Source organism: Pseudomonas sp. NBRC 111130 (assembly GCF_001320485.1).
GTDB classification, from domain to species: Bacteria; Pseudomonadota; Gammaproteobacteria; order Pseudomonadales; family Pseudomonadaceae; genus Aquipseudomonas; species Aquipseudomonas vlassakiae.
On sequence record NZ_BCBG01000011.1, the window covers coordinates 23,942 to 38,786 of the forward strand.

Annotated in this window: 12 protein-coding genes; 10 read left to right on the forward strand and 2 right to left on the reverse strand. The window is 63.4% G+C overall.

The genetic code is table 11. The annotated features are described in order from the left end of the window. Nucleotides 1-73 precede the first annotated feature (73 nt). Entirely contained in the window at nucleotides 74-2,293 is a 2,220-nt protein-coding gene (locus APH33_RS05695; protein ID WP_054884220.1) for a primosomal protein N', read from the reverse strand. A 167-nt stretch (nucleotides 2,294-2,460) separates the two neighbouring features. On the opposite strand from APH33_RS05695, the gene rpmE reads away from it, so the two are divergent. The 3 genes from rpmE (at nucleotide 2,461) to APH33_RS05710 (ending at nucleotide 4,948) form a co-directional block, all read left to right on the forward strand. Then, entirely contained in the window at nucleotides 2,461-2,676 is a 216-nt protein-coding gene (gene rpmE / locus APH33_RS05700; protein ID WP_054884221.1) for a 50S ribosomal protein L31, read from the forward strand. Nucleotides 2,677-2,678: 2 nt separating this feature from the next. Then, nucleotides 2,679-3,500 (forward strand): thermonuclease family protein, encoded by an 822-nt coding sequence (locus tag APH33_RS05705; protein WP_054884222.1) that lies wholly within the window; start codon nucleotides 2,679-2,681, stop codon nucleotides 3,498-3,500. Nucleotides 3,501-3,679: 179 nt separating this feature from the next. Further along, nucleotides 3,680-4,948, forward strand: a complete 1,269-nt coding sequence (locus tag APH33_RS05710) for a malic enzyme-like NAD(P)-binding protein (RefSeq protein WP_054884223.1) — start codon at nucleotides 3,680-3,682, stop codon at nucleotides 4,946-4,948. A 222-nt stretch (nucleotides 4,949-5,170) separates the two neighbouring features. On the opposite strand, the gene APH33_RS05715 is transcribed toward APH33_RS05710, so the two are convergent. Beyond that, on the reverse strand, nucleotides 5,171-7,624 hold the full coding sequence (locus tag APH33_RS05715) for a penicillin-binding protein 1A (protein WP_054884224.1): 2,454 nt from the start codon (nucleotides 7,622-7,624) through the stop codon (nucleotides 5,171-5,173). Nucleotides 7,625-7,800: 176 nt separating this feature from the next. Between APH33_RS05715 and pilM the strand changes: the two genes are divergently transcribed. From pilM to APH33_RS05750, 7 genes are all read left to right on the forward strand, one after another. Continuing rightward, on the forward strand, nucleotides 7,801-8,652 hold the full coding sequence (gene pilM, locus APH33_RS05720; RefSeq protein ID WP_054884225.1) for a type IV pilus biogenesis protein PilM: 852 nt from the start codon (nucleotides 7,801-7,803) through the stop codon (nucleotides 8,650-8,652). Further along, entirely contained in the window at nucleotides 8,652-9,188 is a 537-nt protein-coding gene (locus tag APH33_RS05725; RefSeq protein WP_042806286.1) for a PilN domain-containing protein, read from the forward strand. Before pilM ends, APH33_RS05725 begins: the two co-directional genes overlap by 1 nt. Continuing rightward, nucleotides 9,185-10,204, forward strand: coding sequence for a pilus assembly protein PilP (locus APH33_RS05730; protein ID WP_054884226.1), 1,020 nt, complete (start codon nucleotides 9,185-9,187; stop codon nucleotides 10,202-10,204). The genes APH33_RS05725 and APH33_RS05730 overlap by 4 nt, the downstream gene beginning before the upstream one ends. Continuing rightward, nucleotides 10,128-11,396, forward strand: a complete 1,269-nt coding sequence (locus APH33_RS05735; protein ID WP_082433459.1) for a type IV pilus secretin PilQ — start codon at nucleotides 10,128-10,130, stop codon at nucleotides 11,394-11,396. The genes APH33_RS05730 and APH33_RS05735 overlap by 77 nt, the downstream gene beginning before the upstream one ends. Nucleotides 11,397-11,400: 4 nt before the next feature. Next, nucleotides 11,401-11,919 (forward strand): shikimate kinase AroK, encoded by a 519-nt coding sequence (aroK, locus tag APH33_RS05740; protein WP_054884228.1) that lies wholly within the window; start codon nucleotides 11,401-11,403, stop codon nucleotides 11,917-11,919. 94 nt (nucleotides 11,920-12,013) lie between these two features. Further along, nucleotides 12,014-13,111, forward strand: coding sequence for a 3-dehydroquinate synthase (aroB, locus tag APH33_RS05745; protein WP_054884229.1), 1,098 nt, complete (start codon nucleotides 12,014-12,016; stop codon nucleotides 13,109-13,111). A 15-nt stretch (nucleotides 13,112-13,126) separates the two neighbouring features. After that, on the forward strand, nucleotides 13,127-14,746 hold the full coding sequence (locus APH33_RS05750; protein WP_054884230.1) for an AAA family ATPase: 1,620 nt from the start codon (nucleotides 13,127-13,129) through the stop codon (nucleotides 14,744-14,746). Nucleotides 14,747-14,845: the final 99 nt, after the last annotated feature.

Sequence of the window (14,845 nt, forward strand, 5' to 3'; positions counted from 1 at the left end):
CCTGGATGCGCAGGTGGAAAAACTGGGCATTATCCGTTGCCAGGGGCGGGTTGCCAACCTTTGGGGCCGAAGCTTAATAAAGGTCAACCGGGTCGACATCCAGAGACCAGCGTACCTGGCGCCCGCTCGGCAGTTGCTCCAACACTAGCAACCAGGCACTGATCAGTCGATGCAAGGGGGCTCGGGTGTTGGCCTGAATCAACAATTGCGCCCTGAAGCGCCCGGCGCGCCGCTCCATGGGTGCAGGCACCGGCCCCAGCAGTTCGATACCGGGCAGGCACTGTTCGGCGACCAGGCGCTCGGCAGCGGCGCAGGCTTCGTCGAGGAAGCCTTCGGCCTGGCCGGGCTTGTGCGCTTCGGCCCGCAGCAGGGCAAGGTGGGAGAATGGCGGCAGCCCGGCGTTGCGGCGTTCGTCCAGGGCTTGCTCGGCGAAGGCGAAGTAGCCTTGCTCGGTCAGTTGCACCAGCAGCGGGTGGTCGGCCAGGTGGGTCTGGATGATCACCTTGCCAGGCTCTTCAGCGCGCCCTGCTCGCCCAGCAACCTGGACGATCAGCTGGGCCATGCGCTCGCTGGCGCGGAAGTCCCCCGAGAACAGCCCGCCATCGGCGTCGAGAATGGCGACCAGTGTCACCCGCGGGAAGTGGTGACCCTTGGCCAGCATCTGGGTGCCGACCAGGATGCTTGGCTGGCCTCGCTGAATGGTGCTGAACAAATGGTGCATGGCGTCCTTGCGCGCCGTGCTGTCGCGATCAACGCGCAGGATTGGGTAATCCGGGAACAACACCTTCAGTCGCTCTTCGGCGCGTTCGGTACCGGCGCCCACCGGCCGCAGGTCGACGTGGTTGCACTGCGGGCACTGCTGCGGCAGACGCTCGTCGTAGCCGCAGTGATGGCAGCGCAGCACGCCAGAGCGCTGGTGCACGGTCATGCGGGCATCGCAGCGTGGGCATTCTGACAGCCAGCCGCAGTCATGACACAGCAAGGTCGGAGCGAAGCCACGACGGTTGAGGAACACCAGGACTTGCTGGCCGGCTTCCAGGGTCTGGCGGATGGCCTGCTGCAATGGGCCACTGATACCGCTGTCCAGCGGCAGGCTTTTCACATCCAGGCGCAGCATGCGCGGTGGACGTGCGCCGCCCGCGCGCTGGTTCATGCGCAGCAGGCGATAGCGGCCGGTGAGCGCGTTGTGCAGTGTCTCCAGCGACGGCGTGGCGGAGCCGAGCAGGATCGGAATGTTTTCCTGATGGGCGCGCACCAGCGCGAGGTCGCGGGCGTGGTAGCGCAGGCCTTCCTGTTGCTTGTAGGACCCATCGTGCTCTTCGTCGATGATGATCAGGCCGGGGGTCTTCATTGGCGTGAACAGCGCCGAACGTGTGCCGATGATGATGTCGGCCTCGCCGTCGCGGGCAGCCAGCCAGGCATCGAGGCGCTCGCGGTCGCTCACGGCCGAATGCAGCAGGGCGATGCGGGCGTTGAAACGCTGCTCGAAGCGCGCCAGGGTCTGCGGGCCGAGATTGATCTCGGGGATCAGCACCAGCGCCTGCTTGCCGGCTTCGAGGGTTTCACGAATCAGTTGCAGGTACACCTCGGTCTTGCCGCTGCCGGTGACGCCGGCCAGCAGGAAGGCGCCGAAGCCGCCAAAACCCTCGCGCACCGCGTCGAAGGCTTGGCGCTGTTCTTCATTGAGGGGCAGTTCCGGCTGCGCCAGCCAGTGCTCGTGGCGGTGCGCCGGCAGGTGGCGGCGTACCTCGACCTGAACCAGCTCCTTGGCCAGCAGCAGGTCAAGGCTGTCCTTGTTCAGGTTGAGCTTGCCCAGCAGGCTGTGCGCTACGCCGTGGGGGTGCTGGGCCAGGGTCTTGAGGGCGTCGCGCTGGCGCGGGGCACGGGCGATGCGAGGGTCCTCCAGGCGTGCGCCGGGTGCCACGTGCCAGAAGCGCTCCTGGCGCATCTCGGCAGGTTCGCCCTGGCGCAGCAGCGTGGGCAGGGCCCAGCTCAAGGTGTCGCCCAGGCTGTGCTGGTAGTACTGGGCAGTCCACAGGCACAACCTGAACAGCGATGCCGGGATCGGCGAGACCGGGTCGAGCAAGGCACTGGCAGGCTTGAGCTTCTCGGCCGGCACCTCGCTGTGCTCGCACACTTCCACCAGTACGCCAATCATTTCGCGGCGCCCGAAGGGTACGCGGATGCGCATGCCCGGGGTCAGCACCTGGCGCGCCATGCTCGCTGGCGCCCGGTAATCGAACAGGCGGCGCAACGGGGAGGGCAGGGCAAGGCGCAGGATGACGTCGGACACGCGGAAGGTCTCAGAGGGTGTTTCAAAGACTGGCGAGCCTAGCAGACGACGGTCGGTGCAAGCGACAACTTGCGTTGGCGTGATGCTCTGGTATTATTCGCCGCCTAATTACGTGCGGTATTCAACAATAGGTGTTGGGTGGCGGCACGCAGCTCGAGGAAGTGACCATGAAAGAAGGTATCCACCCGAACTACGAAGTAGTTGCAGTCACCTGCAGCTGCGGTAACAAGTTCGAAACTCGTTCGACCCTGGGCGACACCCTGGCGATCGACGTTTGCAACCTGTGCCACCCGTTCTACACCGGTAAGCAGAAAGTCCTGGACACCGGTGGTCGCGTACAGAAGTTCGCCGATCGCTTCGGTATGTTCGGTACCAAGAAGTAATCATGCGCATGGCGAATCCTTCGGGCTTCGCGTTGTTGCTGAAAAAGGCGCCCCTCGTGGGCGCCTTTTTTGTGGGCGCAATCTGGCAGCTACCGGCCCTGGCGTTCTGCCCCGTGCCAGACAAACCACAGCAGGTGGCGGTGCGCCGGGTAGTGGATGGCGACACGTTGCGCCTGACCGACGGTCGCAGTGTTCGCATGATCGGCATCAATGCCCCGGAAATCGGGCGCAGGGGGCGCACCAGTGAACCTTATGCCGAGGCTGCCAGGCAGCGACTGCAAGCGTTGGTCAAAGCCAGTGACGGTCGCGTCGGGTTGGTGCCCGGTGTCGAGGGCAAGGACAAGTACGGACGCACCCTGGCGCACATCTATGGCCGTAATGGCGACAATATGGAGGCACGGCTGCTCAGCGAGGGCCTTGGCTACCACGTAGCGGTTGCGCCAAATGTGCGCCTGGCAGGTTGCCAGCAAGCAGCCGAGCGGGTGGCACGCCAGGCGCGGGTCGGGCTGTGGCGCAGCTCGCCAGTGCGCAGCGCTGCCGATGTGCGGCAATCCGGGTTTGCCGTTGTCAGCGGCACCATCCGTAGCATTGAGCGCAATCGTGGCGGGATCTGGCTCGAACTGGACGATGCTGTTGTGCTGCAGATCCCCGCTCGTCTGCAACGCACCTTCCCCGCCAGCTTCTTCACTAATCTCAAAGGACGCCAGGTCGAGGCGCGCGGCTGGGTGCTGGATCGTTCCCGCAAGGGAGGGCTCAAGCCGGGGCAGCGACGCTGGGTATTGCCGTTGACCGATCCCGGGATGCTGGAGCGCATTTCAGGCTGAAAAGATGTAGACATTTCGCTATCGGATTGTACACACTGTGAGCCGAATGCCCCCGTGCGTGATAGCTTAAAGTCGTAGGCCAAAGGCCTTGACACAAGTGACTGACCAGTCTTGTGGCTCCCCGGCTCTTTGCGTATCCTCGGCGGTCCGTCAGAACAGTAAATAGCGGAATGCCCACCATGTCAGACCTGAAAACCGCCGCTCTCGAATACCACGCTCAACCTCGTCCGGGGAAACTGAGCGTCGAGCTCTCCAAGCCCACCGCCACCGCCCGCGATCTCGCCCTGGCCTACAGCCCAGGCGTTGCAGAACCCGTGCGCGAAATCGGCCGTGATCCTGAGCTGGCCTACAAATACACTGGCAAGGGCAACCTGGTCGCTGTAATTTCCGATGGCACCGCCATCCTCGGTCTGGGTGACCTCGGCCCACTGGCCTCCAAGCCAGTGATGGAAGGCAAGGGCGTTCTGTTCAAGCGTTTCGCCGGTATCGACGTGTTCGACATCGAAGTCGAATCGGAAAGCCCGCAGGCTTTCATCGACACCGTTCGCCGCATCTCCATCACCTTCGGTGGCATCAACCTCGAAGACATCAAGGCCCCAGAGTGTTTCGAAATCGAACGCACGCTGATCGAGCAGTGCGACATTCCGGTGTTCCACGATGACCAGCACGGCACCGCAATCGTCACCGCGGCCGGCATGATCAACGCCCTGGAAATCGCCGGCAAGAAGCTGGAAGACGCCAAGATCGTCTGCCTCGGTGCCGGCGCTGCCGCCATCTCCTGCATGAAGCTGCTGGTCAGCATGGGTGCCAAGGTCGAGAACATCTTCATGATCGACCGCAGCGGCGTGATCCACGCTGGCCGCGACGACCTGAACCAGTACAAGGCCCAGTTCGCCCACGCGACCGACAAGCGCACCCTGGCCGATGCCCTGGACGGTGCTGACGTGTTCGTAGGCCTGTCCGGCCCGAACCTGCTGAGCCCGGAAGGCCTGAAGTCGATGGCTGCCAACCCGATCGTGTTCGCCTGCTCGAACCCGGACCCGGAAATCTCCCCAGAGCTGGCTCACGCCACTCGCAGCGACGTGATCATGGCTACCGGTCGTTCCGACTACCCGAACCAGGTCAACAACGTACTGGGCTTCCCGTTCATCTTCCGTGGTGCCCTGGACGTTCGCGCCAAGCGCATCAACGAAGAAATGAAGATCGCTGCCGCCATCGCGCTGAAAGACCTGGCCAAGCTGCCAGTGCCGAAAGAAGTCTGCGAAGCCTACGGTGTCGAAGGCCTGGAGTTCGGCCGTGAGTACATCATTCCGAAGCCACTGGACGCTCGTCTGATTACCGTCGTTTCCGACGCTGTGGCCAAGGCTGCCATCGAGTCCGGCGTAGCTACCCTGCCGTATCCGAAGCACTACCCGCTGACCAGCGTGGATGAAGTGTTCAACGGCTGATTGCAGCTGTAGCGACACAAAAAAGCCCCGGCTCGCAAGAGCCGGGGCTTTTTTGTTTGCCAGTGTCCCGGCTGACGTGGCCCGCTGTAGGAGCGGCCTCGCGTCGCGAGAGGGTCGCAGAGCGGCCCCGGCACGCTTTGCTCGGAGCATGAATCCTGGGGGCGCTACGCACCCCTTTCGCGACACAAGGCCGCTCCTACAGGGGCGGGGTTAGTCTGCGAATCAGAACAGATCCATCGGCGCTGCTTCGTCCGCTGGCAGTGGGCTGCCCGGCGCAGTGCCGTTGCCCAGTTCATCCACCGACGGTGGAGAGTCCTCGGCCTTGAACAGCTCGAAGTAGGCATCTGGCGTGCTTGGCGAAGCGGCACGGCCACTGACCGGGTCCACCCGCAGGCTGAGGATGCCTTCCGGTTCCGCCGGTGCATGGCTTGGCTTGTCCTTCAGTGCCGCACCCATGAAGCTCATCCAGATCGGCAGGGCTGCCGTACCGCCGTACTCACGGCGACCGAGGGTTTCAGGCTGGTCGAAACCGACCCATACGGTGGTGACGTAATCGGCGTTGTAGCCGGAGAACCAGGCGTCCTTGGATTCGTTGGTGGTACCTGTCTTGCCGGCCAGGTCGGTACGGCCCAGGGCCAATGCCCGGCGGCCTGTGCCGCGCTTGATCACATCCTGCAGCATGCTGGTGAGGATGTAAGTGGTGCGGCCATCGACGATCTGTTCGGCAACAGCTGGCGTCTGCGGTGGCGGGGCGATCTGGCCCAGGGCGGACGGCGCCTCGCCAGGCAGGGCAGCGGTGCTGATCGGCTGCTCTGGTGCTGCGAGGCCGGCATGGTCTTCGGCGCCTTGCGGCACGCGGGCGGGGTTGGCGATGAACAGGGTCTCGCCGCTGCGGCTCTCGATGCGATCGATCAGGTATGGATTGATCTTGTAGCCGCCGTTGGCAAAGGTGCTCCAGCCCGTGGCGATTTCCATCGGCGTCAGGGTTGCAGTGCCCAGCGCCAGCGAAAGGTTGCGCGGCAGGTCCTGCTTGTTGAAGCCGAACTTGGCGATGTAGTCGATGGTACGGTCCACGCCCATGGCCTGCAGCAGGCGGATCGACACCAGGTTGCGCGACTTGTACAGCGCTTCACGCAGGCGGATCGGGCCGAGGAAGGTGTTGGTGTCGTTCTTGGGTCGCCATTCATTGTTCTGGTACTGGTCGAAGAACACGATTGGCGCATCGTTGACCAGGCTGGAGGCAGTGTAGCCGCTGTCCAGTGCAGCACTATAGATGAACGGCTTGAAGCTCGAGCCTGGCTGGCGCTTGGCCTGCATGGCACGGTTGTAGTTGCTCTGCTCGAACGAGAAGCCGCCGACCAGGGCGCGGATGGCGCCGTTCTGCGGGTCGAGGGAGACCAGCGCACTCTGTGCTCCTGGTACCTGGCTGAACTTTAGCTTGCCGTCATTCAGGCGCTGCAGGCGTACCAGATCACCCACTTGGGCAACGTCGGCAGGCGATTGCGGTGCGCGGCCCTGCGAATTGCTGTTGATGAAGGGGCGGGCCCACTTCATGGTGTCCCAGCTAACCTCTTCTTCGCTGCCTGCGCGGGTCAGCACTTTTACACCGCTCTTTTCCACGCGCGTGACGATGGCAGGTTCCAGGCCGCCCAACGTGCGTTGCTTGCTCAGCTCCTGTTGCCAGGCGGCCAGGGTCTTGCCCGGGAAGCGAGCTTCAGGGCCGCGGTAGCCGTGGCGCTCGTCATACTCGGACAGGCCGTTGAGGATGGCCTTGTTGGCCATCTCCTGCATGTCGCTCGGCACCGTGGTGGTGACACGGAAGCCTTCGGTATAGGCGTCGCTGCCATAGCGGCCAACCATTTCGGCACGGGCCATTTCGGCGACGTACGGCGCGTTAACTTCGGGGGCGGGCACGTGGTAGCTGGCATTCAGCGGCTCGGCCAGGGCGGCCTGATAGCTCGCCTCGTCGATCTTGCCGAGTTTGTACATGCGACCGAGGATCCAGTCGCGACGCTCTTTGGCGCGCACCGGGTTGGCCAACGGGTTGAAGCGCGACGGTGCCTTGGGCAGGCCGGCGATCATCGCCATTTGCGCCAGGCTTACGTCACGGATCGACTTGCCGTAATACACCTGCGCAGCCGCATCGATACCGTAGGCGCGGTTGCCCAGGTAGATCTTGTTGACGTACAGCTCGAGGATCTCGTCCTTGGTCAGCTCACGTTCGATCTGCAAGGCCAGGAGAATCTCGTTGGTCTTGCGCGAGAAACTGCGCTCGCTGCTGAGGAAGAAGTTCTTCGCCACCTGCATGGTGATGGTGCTGCCACCCGTCTGGATATGACCGGTTTTCACCAGCTGGGTCGCGGCGCGCATCAGGCTGCTCGGGTCGACCCCGTAGTGATTGAGGAAATTGTCGTCTTCGGCTGACAGAAGCGCCTGAATGAACTGTGGCGGAATTTCCGCGAAACGGATCGGCGAGCGGCGCATTTCGCCGAATTCTGCGATCAGCTTGCCGTCGCTGCTGTACACCCTGAGGGGAATCTGCAACTGAACGCTTCTGAGCGAATCGACCGACGGCAGGTTGGGGCTAAGATACAGAAACGCACCGCTCACACCGAGTACGAGCGCGCAGATGACTGCGACAAAAGACCACCAGAAGAACTTCAGCAGGCGTATCAAGGCTTTTCGGTGTCCAGATTGAGGGGTGAATTGCGCACGGGGCCGGCGGACGAAAAAACGCTGGGCATTATAAGCATTTTTCGTCTCGCCGGGTGACCGGCCAGGCGGCCCGCTGCACCGTCTGGCCGGTCAGGCCCGGCAATGCGGCGGTTCATGGTTGTAGCAAGGAAGTCGCCATGCTTGGACGTTTTGGCAAGGATGCCAGTTCACTGTTGGGGGTGGAAATCGCTTCCGACTCCATACGTATTGCACAGCTGCGGCGCCACAGGGGGCGTTACCAGCAGTTGGTCTGGGCGGTCGAGCCGTTTGCGCCTGGCAACGGCTGGCAGGACCCTGAGCGTATTGTCGCTGCCCTGCGCAGCGCTCATCGGCAATCCGGCAGTCGCGAACGCCGGGCAGCCGTAGCGCTGCCTGCCTCACAAGTGATTTGCAAGCTATGCCAACTTCCAGGCGGCCAGGCTCCAAGTCAAATGGAGGCGCGACTGCTGGCAGAAGCAGACCGGCTGTTCCCCTTCCCCCTTGAAGACCTGGTGCTGGATTTTCAGGTGCTGGGTGCCTCGTCGCAGCATCCCGGTAGCCTGGATGTCTTGGTCGCAGCCAGTCGGCAGAGTGCACTGCAGCCCGTGCAAGCTGCATTCGAAGCAGCCGGGCTTGAGCTTGAAGTCGCCGAGGTAGACAGCATTGCCTTGCGTCGCCTGATGCCCTGCCAAAGCAAAGGCCAGGCAGCGCTGCTGCGCATCGAGCCGGGCGGTTCGACGCTGCATGGCTGGCTTGGCGACGCGCTGCCTTTGAGGCGGGAGTTGCTCCCGGAGGCGTTACCTGACTTGCCTGGGGAGGTTTTCGCTGCAGAGGCAGGGCCGGAAGAAGTGCTTGTGGTCGGCGCGCCGGAGGCTGGGCAATACCCGCTTGGCCGACTGAGCGAGCGTCTCGGCTTGCCGTGCCGGCCTTTGCCGACCGTGGCTGGGGTGGATTGCCGCGACGGCCGGATGGCCTTGGCGTTTTCGCTGGCAATGGGGAGCGTGCATTGATGTTGCGCCTGAATCTGATGCCGTGGCGAGAGCGGCAGCGCCTGGCAGCGCTCAGGCGTTTGCGCCTGATGGTGGTGGGGGCGGCTGTCGTGGCGTTGTCTGCGGTGCTGCTTATAGACCAGTTGGCTCGTCAGCGAGCTCGTCAGCAAGCCGCTGCCAACAATAGTCAGCAAGCCGCTATCGATGTACTTGAAGTGCACAGGGGTGAGCATGATCGTATCCGGCAATCCTACGAGCAAGTGCGAGCGCAGACGGCGGCCTTGGCTGACTTGCGTGCTGGACAGGGGCGGGTGACAGCCGTGTTTGCGGATCTGGAGCGGGCGCTGCCGGAGGGCGTCCAGCTGCTTAGGCTCGAACTGCAGGGCTCCCAGGTGCGCATGGTCGGCGTGGCTGCCTCCGGCGCAGTCGTAGCCCAGCTGATGCGTGAACTGGAACGTTCCGGTGCGCTGCGTGAACTGGAGCTCAAAAGCCTGAAGAGTGAGCCGGGCGGCGACGCGTTCATATTGTTGGCCCGCATGTCGGCGCTCTGGTCGTGAATCTGTTGCAGAAAGGCGAATGGCTGGCCCTCATCGAGCGTTCGCAGCTCGTTCGCCGCGCGCTGCCGTTCGCCGTAGGCCTTATCGTGGTGGGGGGCGGTTGCCTGTTTCGTTTGCCGTACTGGTTGCAGCTTCAGGAGGAAGAACAGGCCAGGCAAGTTCGCCTGCTCCAGGTGCATGAAGCCAGGGCTGCCGAAGTGCTGGCGTTGTCACGGATGCGCGAGGGCCTCGATGCTGCACGACAGCATCTGCAGGATGCTCGCTGGCGCCTTGCCGCCGGGGCCGACATGAGCGATTTGCTGGACCAGCTCGCAGCCTCGGGGCATGCGCATGGCCTGCACTTCGAACGCCTCGATGTACTTGATGAGGTAAACCACCAGCCTGGCTATTGCCAGACATCACTGGACGTGCAGGTCGTTGGGCGCTATTCGGGGCTGCGGATGTGGTTGGACGACTGGCTCGGCCAGGTTCGTCTGTTGCGCGCCGAAGCCTTGTGGCTGGCACCTGCCGAGGACAGGCCCGGGCTGTTGCGCCTGGGCATGCGCGTGCATGCTTATCAAGCCGATGATGAAGTGCCTGAGCCCTCAACCTTGGCCGATAGACCTGCTCGCGGTGAGATGTTGCCGGTGGTGCTCGATCCGTTTTCCGAATGGGCTACGCGAATTGCCCAGGCGGGGCTTGCCAGCGTGCCGCTGGCTCAGCTGCAGATGGTCGGCAGCCTGCAGCGGGGGCCGCAGCGCGAAGCGTTGCTGTCGGCGGCAGGTCGCTTGTATCGCGTGCGCCCCGGTGATCGGCTGGGGCGCGATGGAGGTGTTGTGGTGGAAGTCGGCGAGCGCCAGCTGAACGTGCGTGAGCGGCTGTTCCTCGGGGGCGTGTGGCGTGAGCGCACGGTAATGCTGACGCTCAGGAAGAGCGTGACAATGGAGGCCAGCGACGGTGATGAAATGGCTATTGAAATGGATGACGGTGGCGCTACTCACCAGTCAGTTGTGCATGGCAGCGCCCTATCGGGGTGAGCCCATCTCGCTGAATTTTCAGGATGTCGAGGTGCGCTCGGTACTTCAGGTGCTGGCGGACTACGCCGGGATCAACCTGGTGGCCAGCGATACGGTGCAGGGCAATGTAACCCTGCGGTTGCACGAAGTCCCATGGGACCAGGCGTTGGAGCTGGTCCTTGGTAGCAAAGGGCTGGCTCGGCGCGAAGAGGGGAATGTGCTGCTGGTGGCGCCAGCCGCCGAGTTGGCCGAACAATCCCGCGGTGCCCGCATCGGGCAAGAGCTGGATGCGCAGCTGCAACCCCTGCAGCGTGAGCTGCTGCCGATCCATCACGCACAGGCTGCCGAGCTCGCGGAGCTGTTGCTGGCAACCCTGACGGACGACGGCATTCTGACCGGTCGTGGCAGCCTGAGCGTCGACACTCGCACCAACACCTTGGTCGCCCACCAGCCTGCGGATCGCCTCGCCGATTTGCGGCAGTTGGTCGCTCAGCTGGACGTGCCGGTGCGGCAAGTGGAGATCGAGGCGCGCATCGTGGAGGCCAACGTCGACTATGAGAAAGGCCTGGGCGTGCGTTGGGGGCGGCAGCTATATGGGGAAGCGCCACGATTGGGCAAGGACCTGTTCGTCGACCTGGGCATGGAGCGAGGCAGTGCCGGCATCGGCGTCGGCCTGTTGCGCAGTGGCCTGTTGCTGGACCTGGAGCTCAGCGCCATGGAAAAAAGCGGCAACGGTGAAATCATCTCCCAGCCCAAGGTAGTGACGGCTGACAAGGAAACCGCGAGGATTCTCAAGGGCACCGAGGTGCCTTATCAGGAAACCAGCAAAAGTGGCGCTACCTCGATCGCCTTTCGTGAGGCCTCGCTCTCGCTGGAGGTCACTCCGCAAATCACCCCGGATGGCAAGGTCATCATGACCGTCAAGGTGACCAAGGACGAGCCTGACTTCGTCAATGCCCTGAACGACGTGCCGCCGATTCGCAAGAACGAGGTCAATGCCAAGGTCCGTGTGGCGGACGGTGAAACCATCGTCATCGGTGGCGTTTACTCGACCACGCAAAACAAAGTGGTCGACAAGGTGCCATTTTTCGGCGATCTGCCGTATGTTGGGCGGCTGTTTCGACGCGATGCATTACAAGAGAAAAAATCCGAGCTGCTGGTCTTCCTGACTCCGCGTATCATGAGTGACCAGGCGATTGCTGTGAGTCGTTGATTCTGTGCGAAATTTGATACTTGTAGGACCCATGGGCGCTGGTAAAAGCACCATAGGGCGCCTGTTGGCCAAAGAGCTGCGCCTGCTGTTCAAAGATTCCGACAAGGAAATCGAACTGCGGACCGGTGCCAATATCCCGTGGATCTTCGACAAAGAAGGCGAACCGGGCTTCCGTGACCGTGAGCAGGCGATGATCGCCGAGCTCTGCGCGCTCGATGGCGTGGTGGTGGCGACCGGTGGCGGCGCAGTCATGCGTGCGGAGAACCGCCAAGCCCTGCACAGGGGCGGCCGGGTCATTTATCTGCACGCCTCGGTGGAACAACAGGTCGGGCGCACTGCGCGCGATCGCAATCGCCCGTTGCTGCGCACGGCCAACCCGGAGGCGACCCTGCGCGCCTTGCTGGAGGCGCGCGACCCGCTTTATCGCGAAATCGCCGACCTGGTGGTGGAAACCGACGAGCGGCCACCGCGCATGGTGGTGCTCGATATTCTGGAGCGCCTGCAGCAGTTGCCGCCCCGCTAAGCCGGGACTATTCTCGGCCAGCGCCGAGGCGAGGTTCAACGTTACCGCGCGGGTCGAACAGCCGGCGCCGCGCCAAAGTACATTGTGGGGATACATGCAGACACTTAAGGTCGACCTGGGCGAGCGTAGCTACCCGATCTACATTGGCGAAGGCCTTCTGGACCAGGCCGAACTGCTGGCGCCGCATATCCGCGGGCGGCAGGTCGCCATCGTTTCCAACGAAACCGTCGCGCCTCTGTATCTCCAACGCCTGAGCAACACCCTTGGCGCCTACTCGGTGCTGCCGGTGATCCTGCCGGACGGCGAAGCCCATAAAAACTGGGAGACCCTGCAACTGATCTTTGACGGTTTGCTGACGGCGCGACATGACCGCCGTACTACCGTGGTCGCCCTCGGCGGCGGCGTGATCGGTGACATGGCCGGCTTCGCCGCAGCCTGCTACCAGCGTGGCGTCGATTTCATCCAGGTGCCGACCACCCTGCTGTCTCAGGTTGACTCCTCGGTGGGGGGCAAGACCGGCATCAACCACCCGTTGGGCAAGAACATGGTCGGTGCTTTCTATCAGCCCAACGCGGTACTGATCGATACCACCAGCCTCAAGACCCTGCCTGCGCGCGAGCTGTCGGCGGGCCTGGCTGAAGTGATCAAGTACGGCCTGATCTGCGACAAGCCATTCCTGGGCTGGCTCGAAGACAATATCCAGGCTCTGCGCGCCCTCGAACCCGCTGCCCTGACTGAAGCGATCCGTCGCTCTTGCGCTGCCAAGGCAGCCGTTGTCGGCGCCGACGAGCGCGAGTCGGGCGTGCGCGCCACGCTGAACCTGGGGCATACCTTTGGCCATGCCATCGAAACGCACATGGGCTACGGCGTGTGGCTGCATGGTGAAGCCGTGGCCGCAGGGACGGTCATGGCCCTGGAAATGTCCATGCGCCTGGGTTGGATCGACCAGGCCGAGCGTGATCGTGCAATCCGCCTGCTGCAGGACGCAGGTTTGCCGGTGGTGCCACCACAGGAAATGACCCCGGCGCATTTCATGGAGCATATGGCGGTCGACAAGAAGGTACTCGATGGCCGCCTGCGGCTGGTGCTGCTGCGCCAGCTGGGCGAGGCCGTGATTACCGACGACTATCCGAAAGAGATTCTTCAGGCCACGCTGTCGGCGGATTACCGCGCGATCGTGGCCCAGCTTTGAGGTTGTGACAGCGTAATGACCAGTTTGCATGCCGATGAGGCGTTCCTCGAACATTACCAGTTGAGCCACGATCCGTTCGCACCGCGTGTGCCCGGCTTCAAGTTCTTCCCCGCCCAGCGCAAGCCGGTGCTGGGCCAACTTCATCACTTGGCCCGCTACAGCCAGCTGATGTTGGTGGTTACCGGCCCGGTTGGCAGCGGCAAGACCCTGCTGCGCCAGGCCCTGGTGGCCAGCACCAACAAGCAGACGGTGCTGAGCGTGGTGGTGTCGGCCCGTGGTGCCAGCGACGCTGCCAGCGTGCTCGGTCAGGTGGCGCAAACACTTGAAGTGGCCCAGCCTGAAGTGCAGGCGATCCTGAACAAGGTGGTGCAGCTGGCGCTGACCGGTCAGGAAGTCTATTTGCTGGTGGACGATGCGGAACAACTCGACGAGTCGGCACTCCAAGCGTTGCTGGAACTGGCGGCCGGGCTACCGGAAGGGCGCCCGCACGTGTTCCTGTTCGGCGAGCCTTCGCTGATTGCCGGGCTGGATGAGATTCAGGTCGAGGAAGAGCGCTTCCATATCATTGAACTCGCCCCCTACAACGAGGAAGAAACCCGCGAGTACCTGGAGCAACGCCTGGAAGGCGCTGGCCGGGGCATCGAGGTGTTCACCCGTGAACAGCTGGTCGATATTCATGAAAACTCCGACGGATGGCCTGGCAACATCAACCAGGTCGCCCGCGATACTTTGATCGAAGCCATGATCGCCAGCCGTACCACGGTCAAGCGACCATCCATGGGGTTCAAAATGCCTAAGAAACACGTACTCGCGCTGTCCGCTGTCGTCGTGGTCGCCGTAGGTGCTGCAGTTCTGATGCCGAAGAAAGGCGACAAGGCGCCAGCCGAAGCGCCTGTAGCCCAGGCCCAGCTGCCGCTGGGCGAGGGCCAGCCAGGCGCCGCCCAGTCCAACAACGGCAGCCCGGCCATCGAATTCTCTGGCCAGTCGCAGCCGATGCCGCTGCCGCTGGTCGGGCAGTCCCAGCCCGTGATGCGCGAGCCGCTGGCGCAAGCTGCCGGCATGGGTGATGGCGAAGAAGGTGGCCCAGCGGGCAACACCGCCCTGCAGCCTGGCAATCCGCCGACCGTGACCACCATCGCACCGCCACAGGGCGTGCCTGCCGGCCCGGCGCCGAGCATGGCCCAGGCTGCCACGCCTGTGCAGCCGGTTGTACCTGCGCCGAAGCCTGTCGCTACCCAGCCAGTGAAGCCGGTTGCGCCTGCCAAGCCGGCCCCGGCACCCACTCAGGTCGCTGTTGCCAAGCCAGCCGCCAAACCGGTGGAAAAGCCGGTCGCCAGTGGCAGCGCCAGCGGCGGTTGGTATTCGGGCCAGAAACCCGGCAACTACGTGGTGCAAATCCTCGGCACCAGCTCCGAAGCATCGGCCCAGGCCTTCGTCAAGGAGCAGGGTGGCGAGTATCGCTACTTCAAGAAAAACCTCCAGGGCAAACCGCTCTACGTGGTCACCTACGGCAATTTTGCCAGCCGCGACGCAGCGGTTGCGGCAATCAAGAACTTGCCAGCGAAGGTCCAGGCTGGTAAACCTTGGCCACGTACCGTCGCCAGCGTCCAACAAGAGCTGGCCTCGGCCCGCTGATACCTTCCGGGCGGCAACACCCCGCCGCCCAGTTGCTGAGCGATTAACGACATCCGACTAGCCTGCTGCGCCTGCGCGCGGCAGGCTTTTCTGTCCCAG